This is a genomic window from Bacillus sp. P4_E1, from assembly GCF_056401715.1.
Map to the genome: position 1 here is coordinate 309,749 of NZ_JBFUIV010000002.1, position 20,256 is coordinate 330,004.

General features: G+C 37.9%; 15 protein-coding genes and 1 riboswitch. Of the genes, 7 read left to right on the plus strand and 8 right to left on the minus strand.

Annotated elements, in window-relative coordinates:
* Nucleotides 1-102: 102 nt before the first annotated feature.
* The 3 genes from AC1DS7_RS03680 to AC1DS7_RS03690 all read right to left on the minus strand — a co-directional run bounded on the left by AC1DS7_RS03680 (nucleotide 103) and on the right by AC1DS7_RS03690 (nucleotide 5,452).
* Nucleotides 103-1,851, minus strand: coding sequence for a C40 family peptidase (locus AC1DS7_RS03680; RefSeq protein WP_476998790.1), 1,749 nt, complete (start codon nucleotides 1,849-1,851; stop codon nucleotides 103-105).
* Between the two features lie 211 nt (nucleotides 1,852-2,062).
* Entirely contained in the window at nucleotides 2,063-2,947 is an 885-nt protein-coding gene (locus AC1DS7_RS03685; RefSeq protein ID WP_002016184.1) for a D-amino-acid transaminase, read from the minus strand.
* Nucleotides 2,948-3,523: 576 nt separating this feature from the next.
* The gene (locus tag AC1DS7_RS03690; protein ID WP_002143787.1) at nucleotides 3,524-5,452 is read right to left on the minus strand and encodes an LTA synthase family protein; all 1,929 of its coding nucleotides are present in this window, start codon (nucleotides 5,450-5,452) and stop codon (nucleotides 3,524-3,526) included.
* Between the two features lie 550 nt (nucleotides 5,453-6,002).
* Between AC1DS7_RS03690 and AC1DS7_RS03695 the strand changes: the two genes are divergently transcribed.
* Entirely contained in the window at nucleotides 6,003-6,368 is a 366-nt protein-coding gene (locus AC1DS7_RS03695; protein ID WP_002016186.1) for a YkvA family protein, read from the plus strand.
* Nucleotides 6,369-6,418: 50 nt separating this feature from the next.
* Nucleotides 6,419-6,910: a metal-binding protein gene (locus tag AC1DS7_RS03700; RefSeq protein WP_002089644.1), complete on the plus strand. Its 492-nt coding sequence runs from the start codon at nucleotides 6,419-6,421 to the stop codon at nucleotides 6,908-6,910.
* A gap of 146 nt (nucleotides 6,911-7,056) precedes the next feature.
* On the opposite strand, the gene AC1DS7_RS03705 is transcribed toward AC1DS7_RS03700, so the two are convergent.
* Nucleotides 7,057-7,374 (minus strand): magnetosome magnetite crystal formation protein family, encoded by a 318-nt coding sequence (locus AC1DS7_RS03705; protein ID WP_002191186.1) that lies wholly within the window; start codon nucleotides 7,372-7,374, stop codon nucleotides 7,057-7,059.
* 287 nt (nucleotides 7,375-7,661) lie between these two features.
* On the opposite strand from AC1DS7_RS03705, the gene lldP reads away from it, so the two are divergent.
* Nucleotides 7,662-9,323, plus strand: a complete 1,662-nt coding sequence (lldP, locus tag AC1DS7_RS03710; protein ID WP_061688709.1) for an L-lactate permease — start codon at nucleotides 7,662-7,664, stop codon at nucleotides 9,321-9,323.
* Between the two features lie 71 nt (nucleotides 9,324-9,394).
* A riboswitch (TPP riboswitch) is annotated at nucleotides 9,395-9,510 on the plus strand.
* Between the two features lie 112 nt (nucleotides 9,511-9,622).
* Nucleotides 9,623-11,383 carry a phosphomethylpyrimidine synthase ThiC gene (gene thiC, locus AC1DS7_RS03715; RefSeq protein WP_002068339.1) on the plus strand — a complete coding sequence of 587 codons (1,761 nt, stop codon included), beginning with the start codon at nucleotides 9,623-9,625 and terminating at the stop codon, nucleotides 11,381-11,383.
* Between the two features lie 251 nt (nucleotides 11,384-11,634).
* Here the strand turns inward: thiC and AC1DS7_RS03720 are convergent, their stop codons facing one another.
* The 3 genes from AC1DS7_RS03720 to cydA all read right to left on the minus strand — a co-directional run bounded on the left by AC1DS7_RS03720 (nucleotide 11,635) and on the right by cydA (nucleotide 15,586).
* On the minus strand, nucleotides 11,635-12,993 hold the full coding sequence (locus AC1DS7_RS03720) for an arsenic transporter (protein ID WP_061688711.1): 1,359 nt from the start codon (nucleotides 12,991-12,993) through the stop codon (nucleotides 11,635-11,637).
* A 219-nt stretch (nucleotides 12,994-13,212) separates the two neighbouring features.
* Nucleotides 13,213-14,238 carry a cytochrome d ubiquinol oxidase subunit II gene (locus AC1DS7_RS03725; protein WP_002089640.1) on the minus strand — a complete coding sequence of 342 codons (1,026 nt, stop codon included), beginning with the start codon at nucleotides 14,236-14,238 and terminating at the stop codon, nucleotides 13,213-13,215.
* Nucleotides 14,231-15,586: a cytochrome ubiquinol oxidase subunit I gene (cydA, locus tag AC1DS7_RS03730; RefSeq protein ID WP_002034780.1), complete on the minus strand. Its 1,356-nt coding sequence runs from the start codon at nucleotides 15,584-15,586 to the stop codon at nucleotides 14,231-14,233. Before cydA ends, AC1DS7_RS03725 begins: the two co-directional genes overlap by 8 nt.
* Before the next feature lie 252 nt (nucleotides 15,587-15,838).
* Here cydA and AC1DS7_RS03735 point away from each other — a divergent pair, with 252 nt between their 5' ends.
* Together AC1DS7_RS03735 and AC1DS7_RS03740 are read left to right on the plus strand one after the other, a co-directional pair.
* Complete coding sequence (locus AC1DS7_RS03735; RefSeq protein WP_002016173.1) at nucleotides 15,839-15,988, plus strand: hypothetical protein; 150 nt, start codon at nucleotides 15,839-15,841, stop codon at nucleotides 15,986-15,988.
* A gap of 89 nt (nucleotides 15,989-16,077) precedes the next feature.
* Nucleotides 16,078-17,163, plus strand: a complete 1,086-nt coding sequence (locus AC1DS7_RS03740) for a hypothetical protein (protein ID WP_002143777.1) — start codon at nucleotides 16,078-16,080, stop codon at nucleotides 17,161-17,163.
* Between the two features lie 67 nt (nucleotides 17,164-17,230).
* Here the strand turns inward: AC1DS7_RS03740 and AC1DS7_RS03745 are convergent, their stop codons facing one another.
* Nucleotides 17,231-18,115 (minus strand): LysR family transcriptional regulator, encoded by an 885-nt coding sequence (locus tag AC1DS7_RS03745; RefSeq protein ID WP_002143775.1) that lies wholly within the window; start codon nucleotides 18,113-18,115, stop codon nucleotides 17,231-17,233.
* A 135-nt stretch (nucleotides 18,116-18,250) separates the two neighbouring features.
* Here AC1DS7_RS03745 and AC1DS7_RS03750 point away from each other — a divergent pair, with 135 nt between their 5' ends.
* The gene (locus AC1DS7_RS03750) at nucleotides 18,251-20,251 is read left to right on the plus strand and encodes a YhgE/Pip family protein (RefSeq protein WP_476998791.1); all 2,001 of its coding nucleotides are present in this window, start codon (nucleotides 18,251-18,253) and stop codon (nucleotides 20,249-20,251) included.
* The last annotated feature ends 5 nt before the right edge of the window (nucleotides 20,252-20,256 follow it).

The window sequence follows — 20,256 nt, forward strand, 5'->3', positions numbered from 1 at the left end:
AATGAACGCATAATTTTTTCGTAGAGAGAATGAAAGGGAAGTACTATATCGAGTCCTTTAAAAAAAGCCTTCTAGTAAACTAGAAGGCTCTGAAACTATAACTTAAGGTGCTTTCGTATACCCTAAGAAATGGCTTTTCCAATAAGAGTTGTTTAATGAAGCGATTGCTACACCTTTATCTCCGGATTGGATGAATGATCCCCCGCCAAGGTAGATACCCATGTGAGAAGGACCTGCTTTATAAGTATCTTTGAAATAAATTAAGTCTCCAGGTTGTGGACTTGAAGTTTTTGATAAGCTGCTCCAATATCCAGCAACACTTTGGCGGCTAATGTTATGACCAAATTTCTTAAATACGTGGTAGATGTAACCACTGCAGTCAACACCATTAGCAGAAGTACCGCCCCAAACGTATGGTACGCCTTGCATAGATTTCGCGTATGCAAGTAGAGAAGAACTATCACCGCTATTATTAGTGTTATTGTTATTGTTGTTATTATTTTGATTGTTATTTTGGTTGTCGTTAGGCTTATTATCTACTGCGCCACCAACTGGTGTTTTAGATAGGAAACGTGTTCCGATGTAACCAGTTTGACCGTTGTAGTTAATTTTGCTCCATCCAGAATTTTCAGAGATTACTTGAACCTTCTGTCCTTGTGGAAGTGCGCCTATGATTCTATAATTTGTACCTTCGCCGCTACGTACATTTAGTGCAGAAGCATTAATGTAGTAGTCACCAATTGCACCTTGATCAGGTTGTTTTGGCTGTTCAGGCTGTTTCGGTTGTTCAGGAGTAGCTGTGCCACCTTTAACGAATTTTACAAATTCGCTACTAACATAGCCTGTTTTTCCTTGGTAGTTTACTTTAAACCAGCCGTTTTCAGATCCGACTACGTTTAATGTTGTACCATTTAACACGCCGCCAATTACACTATGGTAAGCAGCAGGGCCTGTACGAACACGTAGAGATGTTGCGTTAACAACGTAAGTACCACCAGTTTGAATAGTTCCATTATTATTTTGCTCTTGGTTGTTACCTTGATTGACGTTTTCGTTAGAACCGCCTTTTGTTACGTAGTCCTTGCTTAAGTAAGCTGTTTGTCCTGCGTAATTGATTTTGAACCAATCTTGAACTTCGCCTACAACTTGTACTACTTGTCCTTGTTTAACAGAACCTACAGTTGGATGAGAAGTGCTAGGACCTGTACGAACGCGAAGGGAAGATACATTTACTGTATAGTTTCCACTTGCTGGTTGAACAGTTGCTTCATTGTTACTATTGTTGTTATTGCTTGTAGAGCCAGTATTTGAAGAAGCGCCTGATACAAATTGGCTACTAACATAACCAGTTTGTCCGTTATGGTTGATTTTCACCCAACCATTTTCTTCTCCAATTACGTTTAAAGTTTGTCCTTCATATACACGTCCTGAAACAGAACTAGAAGTGTTAGGAGCTGTACGTACACGTAATACATCAGCAGTAACTTTATTGTTTCCACCTGTGCTTACATTGTTATTCGTTGCTCCGTTTTTTGATACAAACTCGCCACTAACAAAACCAGTTTGTCCATTAACGTTAATTTTGAACCAACCATTTTCTTCTCCAATTACGTTTAATGATTGACCATTATAAACGCGAGAGATGACGTCGTGAGAAGTACTTGATCCTGCACGGACGTGTAGTACGCTAGCATTCACCGTATATGATGAATTGTTTGATGCGGAAGCTTGGACAGTTTGTGTAGCAGCTTTTTGTGTATTTTGTTCAGGGGCAGCTTGAACACTATCAAGTGTAGGGGCTGCTCCTCCTGCTACAGACACTGCCGCAAGACCGGCAAGGTATTTTTTCATAATTTGTCGATTCCTTTCTGTCTGTAATGTAGTGAAGAAATATTTACCAACTGTTAAAAATTCTAAAGAGCATGTCGATTACTGTCAAGACTTATGTGGTAATCTGAATATGACAAAAAGGTTACAAAAAAAAAATCAAGGTATAAATCTGCACCTTGATTTCCATTTAAATACATATATTTGATGTGGAAAATGAGAAGATTATTCGTATTTAGGAAGATGTGCTGTTGGATTTTAAAAGGCTTTGAGAAAATGACCTTTGCAGTAATTTGGTGATAGGGCCAACTTGACCATCTTGAATCGCAGTTCCATCGAGATGGGTCATCGGTAAAATTTCAATAGTCGTTCCCGTAAAGAAGCATTCATCTGCTTGATAAACATCGCGAACGCTGAAAAGCTCTTCCTTTACAGGAAGTTGAAGAGTGTTAGCTAAAGAAAGGACGTACTGACGAATAATGCCGTTTAAAATAAGGTGATTGGCTGGATGCGTATACAGTGTTCCGTTTTTTATAAGAAAGAAGTTAGAGTGGCTACCTTCAGTTACAATACCATTTCGTACGAGAAGTGCTTCTTTACAACCTTTGCGTTCAGCTTTCGTATAAGCTAATACATTTGGTAATAAATTTAACGATTTAATATCACAGCGGAGCCAGCGTGTATCAGGTTCTGATATAGCACGTACACCGTATTCAATCCATAAAGATGGTCTTTCTTTTTTTGAAATATAAGCATAGATTGTCGGAGATATGTCATATGAAAATGCATGAGCTCGAGCTTGTACACCACGAGATACTTGTAAGTAAATTGTTCCGTCTTCGTGGAAATTATTGTTTTCAATTAATTTGTAGAGTAAGATGATGAGTTCGGCTTTTGAGAAAGGAAGTGATAATTCTATTTCTTCAAGGGATCGATATAATCTTGTTAAATGTGGGTCTAATAAGTGAAAGTTTCCGTTATAAAGGCGAATAACTTCATAGACGCCATCACCAAATTGTAAACCTCTTTCTTCAAGTTCTATGTACGCGCGATGTTTTGTTGTATCAATAACTGCATCATTCCATAGTACAAATCTTTCGTATGCCAATTTTCGTCCCATCCTTTCGTTAGTACATGAATAAAAATCACTATAGTAATTTTTATGTAAGCAATTCTCTACATATGACGTATATGTATTTGTAAATCACAGAGAAGTAGTGGTGATTTATACTGCATTAACTGCCCGTAAACGCCCGATTGGTGAGGGCTAATAATCAGTGGGGGATGAACAAAACACCCACTGATTAAAGTTTCACTTTATAGCATTTTGTATATACAAATTCGGAAATGAGAAATAAGAATCCTGCTTTTTGAAAAAAAAAAAGCAACATTCGTATGGAATGCTGCACAAGGAGGGTAGCTATCATTCATAGGGACATCGTCTTTAAAGGTTTCATTTATGCAAACAAAACACTTGGAAAGACAATTATAAGAAAGTTGAAAACAAATGATGCACACATTTCTCTAAGGGATCCTATTGAAGATGAGAGATAAGAAATATGTGGAACCTTGTTTACATATTTTATTATAAAGATGTTTCGTTAATGTAGTGTAAATATTAGGTGAAGGTTATGTAATTTTAAAGTTAATGAATAGGAGAGGAAGGATAGCAGAAAATAAAAAAAAGAGGCTGAGATTACTCAGCGCTCTTCTTTTCTTCTTTAATAGCTGTCTTTACTTCACCAGTTTTGATCTTGTTACTTTCAGAGAAGCGAAGTAAGTCACCTTCAATGATTTTGTCAGACATGTTCAATTCATTTTGGGCACGATCAATTAGTGGTTGAGATTCTTCTTTCGGTAATTGCACAACTTCGCCAGTAGTACGGTCGTAGAATGTACTGTTCGTGTACATGTACTTATCTGTAACGAAGCTACCGTCACGAAGAACAACGAATCCTTTATTGTCTGGTGAGAATACATCATGACCGAATTGAATTTGATTCGTAGAATCTACACCAAGTAGGTTTAGAATTGTTGGCTTAATGTCAATTTCACCAGTTGGTTTTGAAATTGTTTTACCTTCTTTTTGACCTGGAACGTGAATAAACATCGGTGTTTTTTGTAAGTTCATATGGTCAAATGTAGTGATTTCTTCTTTTCCTAAGAACTGTGCCATTGCACGGTTATGGTTTTCAGAAATACCATAGTGATCACCGTAGAATACGATAACTGAGTTGTCGTAAATACCTTCTGCTTTTAGACGCTCAATAAAGTGTTTCATTGCTTCGTCTAAATAGCGAGCAGTTACCATGTAACGGTCAAATACGCCATCACCAGAATTGTATTCATCGATTAATTTCGTACTGTCATCATAAGTGAATGGGTAATGGTTTGTTAAAGTAAGGAAGCGAGTATAGAACGGTTGCTTCACTTCTTTTAACATATCGATAGATTGATCGAAGTATTCGATATCTTTTAATCCCCAATTTAATTTTGTTTCTGGCGTAATTTTGTAGTCAAGCTCGTTGTAGTAACGATCATAACCAAGTGCCGGATACATAATGTTACGGTTCCAGAACGTTGCGTTATTCGCGTGGAATACTGATGTGTGATATCCTTGCTGACGCAAAATTTCTGGAGTTGCTGTATATTCGTTATTACCGTGTGTGAAGAATACAGCACCACGGTCTAGTGGATACATTGAAGTATCTACTAAGAATTCAGCATCAGACGTTTTACCTTGCCCAGTTTGATGGAAAAAGTTATCGAAGTAATAACTTTCTTTCGCAAATTGGTTTAGGAATGGTGTAACTTCTTGTCCGTTAACTTGCGCACCAATTAAGAATGTTTGTAATGATTCAAGAGAGACAACAATTACGTTTTTCCCTTTTGCAGTACCAAACATATTTGGATCTGGTTTACTTTGTGTTGTTTTCACATAGTTTTCTGCTTCTTGCAATTTACTACTATCAGCAAACGCTTTTTGTGAACTTGATTTTGCTTGTAAGCCAAGATCGTATGCTTGGTGTACATATAATCCTAGGTTTTTAACAAGCATAACGCGGTCGAATGAACGTGTTAATAGTTCTGGACGCTCAGCTTCTGCAAATCCTAGGTTTACGCAGAAAATAGCAACCGTTGACACGAAGTATAGAGAACGCATCGGACGTGCTACACGTTCTGTCGGTGCAAAATCTTTCTTCTTCTTCAATAGAACGAAGAATACGATAATATCCGCAAATGCAAGGATGATTTTGTAGTTAAATAATTCTTTCACACTAGAACCTAAACTTCCGAAATTAGACGTTTGTCCTAGTACTGGTAAAGTAACGAAGTCATTGTAGAATCCGTAGAACATTACGTTACCAACAAGAATGAACGTTAAGATAAAGTTAATTCCTAGTGCTATATAGTTACGTTTTTTCCCTTTTGCAAATAATGCAAGACCCACAAACAGTAATGATGCTGCTAATGGACTAATGAATAAAATGAATTCTTGCATGAAAGATTCAAGTTTTAAATCGAAGCTAGTGCGTGTAATGATGTAGGTTTTTAGCCATACGGCCAAAGCTACGAATAAAGTGAAACGCACATTTTGAAATTGTGATTTCATGGTTTCTTTCATTCATTTCCACCCTTTCTCTATCAGGCTTGGTCGATTTTGGAGCGAAAAATGTTAAAATAAAAAATACATAGTTTTCTTGGTCATAATTAGAGTTTCTATATTCACCCATATACGACTTTAACTATGCATACCCTTTTTGGTTTCTTGTGCTGCTCATAAGCATAACGTCATTTCTGTATTATACAACAAAATTCATTTCTGAGAAACACTATAACATTTTACATTTTTTGTATGTGATTTGTCACTACCAGAGAAAACTTTAACATTCGTTTATAGGCTCGTCAACTAGAAAATATAACAAAAATAGAAAAGAATGTTAAGCGGAATTGAAAGTTTTTTGGTTGAGAAATATGGAATAGAAATCTTTAAGTGGTTGTCTAGAAAACTATTATATGAAGGAAAATACGAAAAAATTAACGAACACTTGTTCTTTTTGGTTTTGTTTGTTACAATGAAATTTCATTGATAGATTATGTGTAATTTTGATGAACTTTTACTGATAACATAACATATTGTAGCTTATTTCTTTTGAAAATAGGGAGGCTTTTGAATGAAACAAAAATTTTCAGTTGAAGCGTTTTGGAAGAAAATAAAACATGTTGCGAAGCAGGCAGGGCAGTCGGTAATCTATGCGAGTTTATTGTTGTTTTACGTGTTGCAAAGACCGGATGTTCCAAAACGAGTGAAAATTATTGTAATTGGAGCACTTGCTTATTTCATTGCACCGATTGATGCCATTCCAGATTTCATTGCTGGAGTCGGTTATACGGATGATTTAGGTGCGTTAATGGCCGCACTATTACAAGCATCGATATACGTAAATGAAGATGTGAAAGATAAGGCACGAGTGAAGTTGGCAGAATGGTTTGGTTCGGATATAGACACATCATTTATCGATCAAAAATTAGATCAATAGGTGAGAACTGTCATAGGATGACAGGGCGAACGTAAGCGAGGAAGTGCATTATGCCATCAGGAAGAACGCATACGAAAATAAACTTAATATCCCTTCCGGTTGTTTTGTTTATGCTCTTTTCGTATGGATTAACAAGTTTTGATTTTTTATTAACTTTTGCAATTGGCTTTTTAGTAGGTACTTCATTTCTAACACCGGATTTAGATACGTACAGTAATGCGTATAACAAATGGGGATTCCTCCGCATTTTTTGGTATCCATATAGGAGCGTAATGCCCCATCGTTCCTTCTTCACACATACGATTATAATTGGTGATATTATTCGTATTGCATACATGTTAATCGTGTTTTCTCCGTTTTTATTCCTATTAAATATAATCGCATTCGGTGGAAATTTAATAGAAATTGCGAAGGAACACGAGGTTGAAATTGTAACGTTTGTAATGGGGATTGTTGTGGCGAGTACGCTTCACATTATAGCGGATAAAGCGAATACGCGCCGAAAGAAAATGATGAGAAAAAAGAAGAAACGCAGAAGATAAAGAAACCGTCCCAAAAGGTATTTTGGGACGGTTTTTTTCTTATTAATAGGTAGGTTACTCTTGTTGAACCGCCGATAAAATTTCATTTACGATCATGCGACATCAATTTTTGGACAGTTTCTTTTTAATCAAACGTTTGTTTAAAACTAAGCTTTCAGTACTTTAATACCTTTCACGATATTCCAAATGAAGTAGTATAAGCTAATGATTCCGCAAATGCATAAGACGATGATTGCTCCAATTCCAAGTGTTACGTCTGGTTGATCAGATCCGATGCCCATAATTCCTAAAATAACTAATCCAATAAATGAAGCGATGCTTGGAACGATATGTGTCCATAGAGCACGTTTCGCATGTGGTTTCGTTTCAGAATCGCCCACAATCCACACGATAATAGGGAATAAGATAGGTGCAAATAATACACTAAAGTATGATAAAGCTGCTAATATTTTGTTTCCGTTCATATATATCACCTCATAAGTAATGTCCGTTGTTATACTTTTAGTATGCGATAAATTTGGCAACCTTCCTATCGATTAACATTACAAAAACGTGACGCTTTTGTAAGATTTCCTTTTTAAATGATGAAATTTTCGAAAAAATCTTTTTAAATGAAAATCGTTGTGATAAAATTATTGAAAACGTTTTCTTAAACGTTTTGTATTTTTTAGACTTAAAGGTATGATGACCTGGTAGTCTATTGATAAGGTTATATCTTATTTAAAAGGGGATTCTTTAGGGGGAGAGAACAATGAACACATGGACACAAGTTTACGATCCGTTCGGTAACATTTGGATTTCGGCAGCAGTCGCACTTATTCCAATCATCTTTTTTTTCTTAGCTTTAGCGGTTTTCCGCATGAAGGGGTATGTGGCAGGATTTATTACAGTTGTATTAACGATTTTGGTGGCGTTATTTGCGTATAAAATGCCATTCACAATGGCAATGGCAGCGACCGGATACGGTTTCTTATACGGATTATGGCCAATTGCGTGGATTATCATTATGTCAGTATTTTTATATAAAATTTCTGTGAAAACAGGTCAATTTGATGTCATTCGTGCATCTGTATTATCCATTACGAATGACCATCGTTTACTCGTTATTTTAATTGGATTTTCATTTGGAGCATTTTTGGAAGGGGCAGCAGGATTTGGTGCACCAGTAGCGATTACGGCAGCGCTTCTGGCAGGCCTTGGGCTAAATCCTTTATATGCAGCAGGTCTTTGTTTAATCGCAAATACTGCACCAGTAGCTTTCGGAGCGATGGGGATTCCGATTACAGTTGCTGGACAAGTGACAGGCATTGATCCACATAAAATTGGACAAATGGCTGGGCATCAATTACCGTTCTTATCTTTATTTGTTCCGTTCTTTATCGTATTTTTAATGGATGGCTTTAAAGGAGTAAAACAAACGTGGCCTGCTTTATTTGTAGCGGGTAGTTCATTTGCAATTACACAGTTTATTACAGCGACGTTTTTAGGACCAGAACTTCCGGATATTACGTCAGCGCTTGTAAGTTTAGTAAGTTTATCGCTATTTTTAAAAGTTTGGCAGCCGAAAGAAATTTATCAAACTAAGCAAGCGAATAGTGAAGTAGCCGCGGCGACGACAACGACATCTATGCCGAAACTAACGGTAGGAAAAGTAGTAAAAGCGTGGTCTCCGTTCATTATTTTGACTGTGATGGTAGTCATCTGGAGCCAGAGTTTCTTTAAAGCGTTATTCGCTCCGGGCGGCGCTTTAGAAAGTCTCGTATTTAAATTTGAAGTTCCAAGCTTGCACAATTTAGTAATGAAAGCAGAGCCAATTGTAAATAAACCAACACCTTATGAAGCAATCTTGAAATTAGATATTTTATCAGCGACTGGAACAGCAATTTTAATTGCTTGTATCATTTCTATCTTTATTTTGAAAATGAGTGCAAAAGATGCAGTAGCAACATTTAAAGAAACGTTAAACGAACTAAAAATGCCAATTTTATCTATTGGATTCGTATTAGGATTCGCATTTATCGCAAATTATTCTGGTCTATCTTCTACATTAGCGTTAGCACTTGCAGGAACTGGCGGATTATTCCCGTTCTTCTCACCATTCTTAGGATGGATTGGCGTATTCTTAACAGGATCAGATACGTCAGCGAACGCACTGTTCTCGAATTTACAAGCAATTACAGCGCAGCAAGTCGGTGTATCTGAAGTGCTTCTTGTTGCAGCAAATACAACGGGCGGTGTAACAGGTAAAATGATTTCTCCGCAATCAATTGCGATTGCTTGTGCGGCAGTTGGACTTGCTGGGAAAGAGTCAGATTTGTTCCGCTTTACATTGAAGCATAGTTTATTCTTTGTTACTATTGTTGGGATTATGACGTATGTGCAGGCTTATTATTTGACTTGGATGATTCCGTAAACAACAAAAGAAATAAACTTTGCATTTTTCAGATTATAGTGTATGATGGGAAAGTATTGAAAATTAAATCAGTGATAAACTAGGGGTGCCTAACGTATGCGTAGGCTGAGAGAGAAGCGTGTGAACTTCTTAACCCTTTGGACCTGATCTGGCTCGTACCAGCGTAGGGAAGTTAACGGCTTTACATAATTATGTCTTTATGAGCCAGGTCCTTATTCTTTTATGGACCTGGCTCTTTTTATTTTGGCATGCGCTGGCCATATCTCGTCCTTGTCACGAACAGGGGGGCAACAAAGGTTATGAAACAGTCTGTTTCAGCTGAGCAAATTGAATTGAAATCGAGTTTACCAGGAAGTAAGAAAGTGTATGTGGATGGAACACGTGAAGGTATGAAAGTACCAATGCGCGAGATTGAACAAAGCGATACGAACGGTGTTCAAAATCCGCCAATCCGTGTGTATGATACGAGTGGACCTTATACAGATCCAGAGTATAAAGTGGAGCTGGAAAAAGGGTTGCAGGCGCCGCGCCACTCTTGGACCTTGGGGCGTGGTGATGTGGAAGCTTATGAAGGACGCGAAATTAAACCTGAGGATGACGGTGTGAAAGTGGCTTCAAAACATACACCTGTTTTCCCGCAAATGGATCGTAAGCCGCTTAGAGCGAAGCAAGGTGCAAATGTTTCGCAAATGCATTATGCGCGTAATGGCATTATTACGTCTGAGATGGAATATGTTGCGATTCGTGAAGGGGTAGAGCCTGAATTTGTTCGTAAGGAGATTGCAGAAGGTCGTGCGATTTTGCCGGCGAACATTAACCATCCTGAAGCGGAACCGATGATAATTGGACGTAATTTTCACGTGAAGGTAAATGCAAATATCGGAAACTCTGCTGTATCGTCTTCTATTGCAGAAGAAGTAGAGAAGATGACGTGGGCGACTCGCTGGGGTGCAGATACGATTATGGATTTATCTACAGGTAAAAACATTCATACAACACGTGAGTGGATTATTCGTAATGCTCCGGTACCAGTTGGAACTGTGCCAATTTATCAAGCGCTTGAAAAAGTAAACGGAATTGCAGAGGATTTAACGTGGGAAGTGTATCGTGATACGTTAATTGAGCAGGCGGAGCAAGGCGTTGATTACTTCACGATTCACGCTGGTGTATTACTTCGTTACATTCCAATTACTGCAAAGCGTATGACAGGTATTGTTTCGCGCGGTGGTTCGATTATGGCGCAGTGGTGTTTATTCCATCATAAAGAAAACTTCCTATATACTCACTTTGAAGAGATTTGTGAAATTATGAAGCAGTACGATGTTTCGTTTTCTCTTGGAGATGGATTACGTCCAGGTTCTATTGCAGATGCAAATGACGAAGCGCAGTTTTCTGAGCTTGAGACACTTGGTGAATTAACAAAAATCGCTTGGAAACATGATGTGCAAGTTATGATTGAAGGACCTGGGCATGTACCGATGCATTTAATTAAAGAAAATATGGAGAAAGAACTTGATATTTGTCAGGGTGCGCCGTTCTATACACTTGGGCCGTTAACGACAGATATTGCACCAGGTTATGATCATATTACTTCAGCGATTGGTGCTGCGATGATTGGCTGGTTTGGAACGGCGATGCTTTGTTATGTAACCCCGAAAGAACATTTAGGTTTACCGAACAAAGATGATGTTCGCGAAGGGGTTATTACGTACAAAATCGCTGCGCATGCAGCCGATCTTGCGAAAGGGCATAAAACGGCTCATCAGCGTGATGATGCACTTTCAAAAGCACGATTTGAATTCCGTTGGCGCGACCAATTTAATTTATCTTTAGATCCTGAACGCGCGATGGAGTACCATGATGAAACGTTGCCAGCAGAAGGGGCGAAAACAGCGCATTTCTGTTCAATGTGTGGCCCAAAGTTTTGTAGTATGAGAATTTCACATGATATTCGTGAATATGCGAAAGAAAATGACTTAGAAACGACAGAAGCAATTGAAAAAGGAATGAAAGAGAAAGCGGTAGAATTCAAAGAAACTGGTAGTCACTTATATCAATAACACGTTACACCTCTTTACTTGATTGATCACACTGTACCTAACTTAAATATAGAAGAAGCCCCCTTTGCTAAGACGGTAGCAAAGGGGGCTTCTGTCGTCTATCCCGCTATTTGTGGGCAGTAAAACTCCCACCTCAAAATTCGGCTGGAGCAAAGAAGTTAGGTGGGAGATAAACTGTCCGTAAACGCCCGATTGGTGCGGGCTAATAATCAGTGGGGGATGAACACCCACCCACCTTATAAAGTTTCACTTTATAAGGTGAAGAATAATTGTACCCAGTAGTATAAGAGGAATAATGTGACGACTGTTGTGAGTGGGATTACGATGAGAGATACGCTTAAATAATCTTTCCATTTCACTTTAATTTTGTTTTGTCTTAAGATATACATCCAAATGAGGGAAGCTAGTGTACCGATTGGTAATAATAGTGAACCGATGTCACTACCGATGATATTTGCGAGATAGATAGTTTTTAATGTGACTGGATCTAGTCCCATTTCTGTTAATGTGATTGTACCAATCATAAGTGCAGGGTGGTTATTGAAGACGTTAGAGAGGAGGGAAACGAGTCCGCCCATTGCAAAGCTGGCATAGAGTAGATGCTGACTTACAATTGGTTCGAGCCAACTTACAAGTGCCGCTGTTAACCCTGCGTTATGAAGCCCGTAAATAATTACATACATAGAGAAAGCGAAAATTAAAATGTGCCACGGTGTCTTTTTCAAAATATCGACTGGGTTTGTTCGTAAGTAGTACCATCTCCAGATGAGAAGAACGAGTGAACCGAGTACGGCAACGATTTCGATTGGAATCGATAAGAAGGATGCAACGAATAGAAGACAGCGCATAAGGAAAACGAAGCCTAATACTTTTAACATGAATTTCGTACGTTTTTGTTTCGTATTAACAGAATTCTGTCCTTTTAACGGATGGAAGTTTTTCGTGAAGAAAATTTCTTCAATATCATATGAAGAAACAGGTAATCTTTCTGGAAGTTTTTTCTTTAAAACTGTATACATGAGCCATGACATAAACAGTAGTCCTAGTGTTGCAGGTACAAACATCATAGCTGTATGCATATAAAGAGTCATATTAACAATATTTAATGCGATTAAGTTTACGATATTACTTACACCGATTGGTGCACTAGATGCAGTGGCAATTAAAGCACCGCTTAATAAATAAGGGATTTGTTGATGAGGTTTTAATTGAAGGTTTTTCAGAAGTAAAATCAAAATCGGTGTTGTAATTAAAATACTACCGTCATTATTAAATAAAAGAGTCATAAGAAAACATAGTAATTGAATGTACCAGTATAGGCGTCGTCCGGAACCTTTCGCTAAATTTGCGAGCTTCGCTGCAGACCAGTGGAAGAAGCCGAAGCTTTCTAATATAACCGCCATAACGATGGTCGCTAATATCGTTATAGAGGCACCGCCGATTTTACTTATAATGTCCATGACGTCTGGTTTTGATACAAGTCCAGTAATGAGGATAATGCTAGCGCCGACTGCTGCCGGCCACGCCTCATTTAAACCGCGAGGTCGCCAAAAGATAACAATCATCGTTAAGAAGAATACAATAATAGTAATCCATATTTCAATGCTCATATTTAACCTACCTTTCTATTTTCCCTTGAACAAATGTAGCTTGTCTCAAGTTTATATAGCATTATATTCAAAAGAAAATAAGAAGAACTAGGCATCTACCTTAATCTAGTGAATATGTGTATTTTGAGCAACAAGGCAAGTATAAGGGGTAGTGTAATAACTATTAGGAGAGGAGTCTAATAAATTAGGGGCATTCTATGTGTGAATGCCCCTAATTTACTATTTTTCCTTTAAAAATGTTCGATCTTTTAAGAATAAATTCCAGAAGAAAATAAATCCTGGTAGTAAAATTGCAATCCCGATTGCGTAAAGAATAAGAAGTGCATAGAATGTTTCGACCGTCGTAAAGCTTGTAAATACAGTTACGTCCGGGTAAATGATATAAGGTAAATGGGCGACGCCGTAAGCGTAGCTTGCAAATGCATATTGAGCGACGACAGCTAAAACTGCAATGCGAGGAAAGCCTAGTGTGCCATATTTCTTATTTGTCCACCAAAGAGAAGAGTATCCGATAACAAATAAAATGATAGAGACTGTAAACCATGGGAATTGCTTTATTAGTCCTTGCATAAGCCAGTGTGTTTCAGGGTCCATTACAACGAGAGCGATAATAGCAGTCACGAGCGTTGCAGGACCAAGTATGATGGCATTTCTTCTATAAATTCGGTACGTATCTTCAGAACCTTGTTCCCTAGCAAAATCAGCAAGAAAGAGAGATGATAGAAATAGTTCCGAAGTTAGTCCGAAGAGCATATAACAATAAATAACGGGACTAGAAAGAAGTTTTCCGTAAAGGAGCACTTCTTTTCCTTCAGACATCGTAATATAGGCACCTTCTGTAACTGGTAGAACGGTAATTAATAGAGCTGGGATTAAGAGCCCGGTAATACCTGAAATAATCCGAAGAAGGTGTTGGTATTTTGGCAGAGAGTAAGCAAATACCATAAATGTACTACGAATCGCAACGAGTACTAAAATTAACATAACTGGTACAAACATAACGGTTGCAAGGGTAAAGGCCGCTTTTGGGAAGAAACCGAGAAAAGCAACGACGACAAAGACAAGAAACGTATTCGTTACTTCCCAAGTTGGTGATAAGTACCGATTAGCAAGCTTGGCAGCAAGCGTCGGGTGTTTAGCGTATACCATGCCCCAAAAACCAGCTCCAAAATCAATAGACCCTAGTATGCTATATACGAAAATAAGAGCCCATAAGATGATGATTGCAATGCTTTCCTCATGCACGAGAATCGCCTCCTTCGTGATGTAAATCATTCTTTAACGGATGTTTCTTAAAGAATGTCCGTAGTACAAAGACGGTTAAAATACCAAGTCCGATATATAAAATGATGAATAAAACAAATAAAGGACCGACGAAATCAGCGCGCGTAGAAGCATCTACCGTGCGTTGCATGCCATAAATTGTCCATGGCTGACGACCACTACAACTAAAAATCCATCCGAATTCAATACCGAGCAACATAACGGGTCCACAGGCGGCAGCTCCCCAAAGAAGCCACTTCGGTAACTCTACTCCTTTTTTTCGGTAAACAAAGTACCAATATAAGAGGGCAATAGCTGCAACTGCAAAGGTAAAGGCAGCGGTGCCGACCATTAAATTGAACAGTGTATGTGTGTAAAATGGTGGCCATGTTTCTTGCGGGAATTCCTTTAGACCTTTTACAACGGTGTTAGGGTCTAGTCCCACTAATAAGCTAAGCATGTTCGGAATTTCAAGGGCATAGTTTAGTTCAAGTGTGTTAGGGTCCACAACCCCGCCAATCGATAAAGGCGCGTGTGATGTCGTTTCAAACAAAGCTTCAGCAGATGCTAGTTTTTCAGGTGAATGTTTATGTAAGGCAATAGCAGATTCATGTCCTGAAAGCCACATCGTAGCACCTGTGATAAATGTAACGACAAGCCCGAGCAATAATCCTTTTTTATGGTAAGCAATTTCACGAGCACTTAAATTTTTCTTTAATAATTTAAATCCAGCGATAGAAGCAATAACAGCTGCTCCAGTTGTATAGGCCGTAATAACGACGTGGAATGCACTTGTGCCAAAGCTCGGATTAAAGAAAGCTTTCCACGGATCAACGTTAAAAACTGAGCCATCTGGATTCATTGAAAAGCCCGCAGGTGTATTCATCCATGTGTTTGCCGATGTAATAAGCACGGCAGATGCAGTGGCGCCAATCATAACGAAAAATAGCGAGATTAATCTCATAACTGGAGGCAGTTTATCAGCCGCATATACGTAAATAGACATGAATAAAGCCTCTAAAAAGAAGGCGAAAATCTCAATTTGAAACGGAACGGAAATAACTTGCCCAACAATTTTGGCGAAACCAGGCCAAAGAAGTGAAATTTGTACACCAACAATTGTTCCAGTTGGAATTGCTACACCGAGAAGGATAGCAAAAGCCTTTGTCCATCTTTTTGCCATAATGGCATAGTCGGAATCTTTCTTCCAGTGATAGAGTATTTCACTTATAAAAATCATTAAAGAAAGCCCGACTCCAAGCGTTGCAAAGATAATGTGGAATGCTAATGAAGAACCAAAAAATGCCCTTGCTAATGTTACGGTATCCATATGTATACTCCCCTTCTTTTTGCCATTATTTTCTGATTGAATTGGAAAATTTATTCAAAAAACTACCAAAAATATATATGTATTTAAAAAATGAGTACGGTAATGTAGTGTTTAAATATTCTAAAAAGAAAGAAATTGATATTTGGTAATATTTTATTTGTTTTTTAGGGCTGAATCTTTTATAATCTTTTATGCGAACGTAAGTTCTATTTCCGGGATGAAGAAGTTTATGTGAAATGGAGAGGGTGTTTTATGTATCCTGAAGTCATTAAAAAGATGGCATTTTCAAGAGAGCATAGAGATTTATTATTAAAGTTGTATAATAAAGAAATTACGCGTCGTGAATATGATCGACTTGTGGAATCGCTATATAGACCTTCTAAAGAGGCTTGCGAAGGATAAGGTGAGAGAGACAATCTAAAGGATTGTCTTTTTTATATTTGCGTATGTTCTGGTAAAATTAAGGTTAGCCTTAAAAGGAGGTGAAAAGCTTGCGAAAACGTTTATATATAGGGATTGGGGTTATTCTCTTAATCGCTTTAGGTGGAGTTGTATTTTGGTCAGCTTTACAAGGAAATCGTACCGAGCATTTTATTTTACGACATATGGTGAATGAAAATGGAACACTTGCAACGTATCGCTTAGAGGATACAAAGGCAGGTAAGGGTGAAGCGAAGGGCCGTGAAGCTTTATCAGAATCTGCAGGGTTATGGCTACAATATACACTTGATAAAGATGATCAAGCTTTATTTGATGAACAAGTGAAGGTTATTCAAAATAACTTTGTACACAAGGATCGCATCGTTATATGGAAAATCTCTGAAAAGGGAGAAATGCAGTCAGCTACTAATGCACTTATCGATGATCTTCGTATTATAGAACAATTATATCGTGCTTATGAAATGTACAAGGAAGATCGCTATAAAAACCTTGCAGATCAATTGAGTGATTCTGTACTTCGTTATAATAAAAAAGGTAATTATTACGTTGATTATTATGATGCAGATACAGGAAAACAAAATAACTTTGCAACAACATCTTACATAAATCCGCATGCATTCTCTTATATGAAAAAGTATGGAAAAATTTCTGCACAGCAGTATCAGGAAGTTGTTCAGTTTTTAGCGGATTATCCAAGGCAGGGCTGGGCATTCCCGAAAGAGTATAAAGATGATGGGACATTTACGTACGATAAAGAAGTGAATCTTATTGATCAATCATACGTCGCTTATCATCGTAGTTTAGGCGGTCTTTCATCAGATGCTTATTTGGAATTTATAAAGAAGAAATTTCGCGAAGACGGAAAGTTATATGGTCGTTATAACTTAGAAACGGGAAAACAAGCTGTGAACTATGAATCACCAGCATCTTACGGATTAACAATTTTGTACGTACTACAAACAGGTGATACAAAGTTTGCGAAGGAATTGTATGAGCGGATGACTACATTCCGAAATGATAATGTATTTAGTAGATATTATGGTGGATATGTAACAGGTGAGAATAATAATACACATATTTTCGATAACGTATTGCCGCTTTTAGCGGAAATGGAATTGGATAAGAGTAAAAAATAGAAGGTGCCACCCTATGGGGATGGTACCTTTTATTTGTGTCGTTATTTGTTTGTAAAGCGATATAATTTTACGCCCTAATATTGGAGAAGTAATCAATCACGAATTCACGAAATTGCTGGGCGGTGTTTGATAAATAGCGCTTCTTCGACCAACTTAAGCCGATAGTTCGTTCGCAATTAGGTTCAATAATACGTAACTTATTTGATGCTAAAGTAGAATTTTTTAATAAAGTTAAACTTGGGACAAAGGCGATGCCAAGACCTTGCTTAATGAGATCGCTAATCACGGTTGGTTCATCTACTTCAAAAGCGATATGTGGAGTGAAACCAGCTTTTTTACAAAATTGATCTGTTAAGTGCCGAAATCCGTAACCAGTGTTCATACTAATAAACGATTCGTCTTTTACTTCATGCAAATAGATACTTTCGCGGTTTGATAACCGATGTCCTGAAGGAACAGCTAAGAAAATTTCTTCTGTGATAAGTGGTTCCCAAACCATTTCCTCGCCTTCAATTGGTATAGAGGAGATACAAAAATCAATTTCCATATTATCTAGTTGCCGTTTCATAGAAGGAGTAGATGCGAGAAATTGTTGGAATCGAACGTTAGGGTGTTCTAGTAAAAAAGAACCGAGTAACTCGGGTAATATTCTTGGAATAGAAACTGCAAGTGTAATAGAGCCTTGTTGTAATTCAGCTAAATCTTTAATTTCGCGTTCCCCTTCACTCAATTCATGAAAAATGCGTTCTACTCGTTTTAAAAATACTTTGCCGAAAGAGTTTAATGTAATCTGTCGACCTTGGCGATCAAATAAGGGGACGCCTAAGTCCTTTTCTAGTCTAGCGATTGTTTTACTGAGTGAAGGCTGCGCGATATGCAATTCTTCAGCTGCTTTTGTCATATGTTCTAGTCGTGCGACTGTCTGAAAGTATTTTAATTGAAGAAGTTCCACTTCGAATCTCCTTTCTATAGACCAAAAGGAATGAATTGATAATTAAAGATGTATTATACAGTATGGAAAGTGACGTGTATAGTAAATCTGTTAAACCATTCGAAGGGTGTTAAATTAGGAGAAGGAGTATGTTTCATGAAGGGAATTCAACTTATATTTAAAGATTGGAAGGCGATGTGGAACCATAAACATGGACGTATCGCTTTAATTTTTTTATTAATCGTTCCTTTAATTTATTCAGGATTCTTCTTAGCTGGATATTGGGATCCGTACGGAAAATTAGATAAATTACCTGTTGCAGTTGTTAATTTAGATAAGGGTGCTGTGATGGATGAAAAAACAATCCAGGCTGGAGACGATTTTGTTAAAAATTTAAAAGAGAATAAGGAATTGGCGTTTCATTTCGTATCAGAAAAAGATGCTGATGAAGGGCTAAAAGAAGATAAGTATTATATGGTGGTTACGATTCCGGAGGAGTTCTCTAAAAAGGTAAGTACACTAATGGATGAGAAACCAGAGCCGGCGAGGCTGCAGTACAAAGTAAATCCAGGGAAAAACTTTGTAGCAGCTCAAATTGGAACGACAGCTGTTGAAAATATGAAAACAAAAATTTCAAATAGTATTACGAAATCTTATACAGAAGGTGTCTTTTCAAAGTTTCAAGATTTGGCACAAGGGTTGAGTGATGCAAGAAATGGCGCTGAGAAGTTGCACGAAGGAACGACGGATGCAAAAAATGGGGCGAATCAGCTTGCAGATGGTATTCATCGTTTAAATGATGGAACAGTGAAGTTAAAAGAAGGAAGTGATAAGCTTGCCTCTAGTCAATCGGCCTTAACTGGGGGAGCAAATGAGCTTAGTCAGGGAGCGACATCACTTCATAATGGTATGGAGCTGCTAGCACAGGGTGAGAAGTCTTTACAATCAGGAGTTAGTGAATTAAGTGCTGGTACAAATGAATGGGTGAACGGAAGTGAGAAACTTGCTGAAGGGCAAGTGAAAGCGGACAATGCAGCAAATAGTGTAAAACAACAATTAGAAGAGTACGTGAAAAGTCATCCGGGAGTGCAGCAAGATCCTGCTTTTCAAAAGATCATTGCTACTTCTAACGGATTAGCTAAAGCAACAAACACTTTAAATAATAGCCAACAACAATTGACACAAGGTGCGCGGAAGCTTACTGATGGTCAGCATAAGATTGAGGAAGGCATGAATACATTCGGAGTTAAGTTAAACGAAGCTACCGCTGGAACGAAAAAGATAGCAGATGGTACTTCGAATTTAGCTGATGGATTTACGAAGTGGGGAAATGGATTTACATCATTACAAGAAGGTGTAAATCACCTTGCGAGTGGCGGAACAGAGCTGAATCATGGTGCTGATAAGTTAACGAACGGACTTGTTAAACTTGACGATGGTGCGAAAGAACTTTCTACGAAATTGGGAGAGGGCGCAGAGAAGATAGCGGATGTTCGCAATGATGATGCACGCAATACGATGTTCTCAGAGCCGGTTCAATTAGTGAAGTCGACAGTTTCTGATGTGCCTAACTACGGTTCAGGTATTGCACCATACTTTTTATCACTGGCATTTTATGTTGGCGGAATTATGGCATCGAATATTTTACCTCTTGGCCGTAGACAAAATATGAAGGTAAGCGGAACAGTACATTTTATTAATAAACTAGGATTAGTATATTTAATTGGACTCATTCAAGCACTACTTGTAGATGTGGTAGTGTTAGGAGTTATGAAATTAGAAGTTGCAAGTGTATCACTCTTTGTTTTATCAAGTATTGTTATTTCCTTTACGTTCATGACATTTATTCTTATGTTAGTAACGGTATTCGGCATTGTTGGGAAGTTCGCAGCGGTAACGCTTCTCGTTCTTCAATTAGCGACGAGCGGAGGTACTTTCCCAGGAGAGTTAAATATAGCTGTGCTTAGCAAAATTGGACAGTTTCTCCCAATGTCTCATTCTCTTAGAGGATTACAAGATGTTATCTCTTTAGGAGATTGGTCGCAATTGCGAATGCAAATTTTAATTTTATTATGCTATCTCGTTGTCGCTGGTGGAATCACATGGGTTACGAGTCATATACAGCATAAGGAAACGAATGCAGAGCAAGTTTCTTAATAAAA

Bases quoted from the DNA above. Each gene is read 5' to 3' on its own strand.
- AC1DS7_RS03705 (WP_002191186.1), bottom strand. From the start codon at position 7,374: ATGAACGGAAACAAAATATTAGCAGCTTTATCATACTTTAGTGTATTA.
- AC1DS7_RS03680 (WP_476998790.1), bottom strand. From the start codon at position 1,851: ATGAAAAAATACCTTGCCGGTCTTGCGGCAGTGTCTGTAGCAGGAGGA.
- thiC (WP_002068339.1), top strand. From the start codon at position 9,623: ATGAAACAGTCTGTTTCAGCTGAGCAAATTGAATTGAAATCGAGTTTA.
- cydA (WP_002034780.1), bottom strand. From the start codon at position 15,586: ATGGATACCGTAACATTAGCAAGGGCATTTTTTGGTTCTTCATTAGCA.
- AC1DS7_RS03735 (WP_002016173.1), top strand. From the start codon at position 15,839: ATGTATCCTGAAGTCATTAAAAAGATGGCATTTTCAAGAGAGCATAGA.
- AC1DS7_RS03685 (WP_002016184.1), bottom strand. From the start codon at position 2,947: ATGGGACGAAAATTGGCATACGAAAGATTTGTACTATGGAATGATGCA.
- AC1DS7_RS03695 (WP_002016186.1), top strand. From the start codon at position 6,003: ATGAAACAAAAATTTTCAGTTGAAGCGTTTTGGAAGAAAATAAAACAT.
- AC1DS7_RS03720 (WP_061688711.1), bottom strand. From the start codon at position 12,993: ATGAGCATTGAAATATGGATTACTATTATTGTATTCTTCTTAACGATG.
- AC1DS7_RS03700 (WP_002089644.1), top strand. From the start codon at position 6,419: ATGCCATCAGGAAGAACGCATACGAAAATAAACTTAATATCCCTTCCG.
- AC1DS7_RS03750 (WP_476998791.1), top strand. From the start codon at position 18,251: ATGAAGGGAATTCAACTTATATTTAAAGATTGGAAGGCGATGTGGAAC.
- AC1DS7_RS03690 (WP_002143787.1), bottom strand. From the start codon at position 5,452: ATGAAAGAAACCATGAAATCACAATTTCAAAATGTGCGTTTCACTTTA.
- lldP (WP_061688709.1), top strand. From the start codon at position 7,662: ATGAACACATGGACACAAGTTTACGATCCGTTCGGTAACATTTGGATT.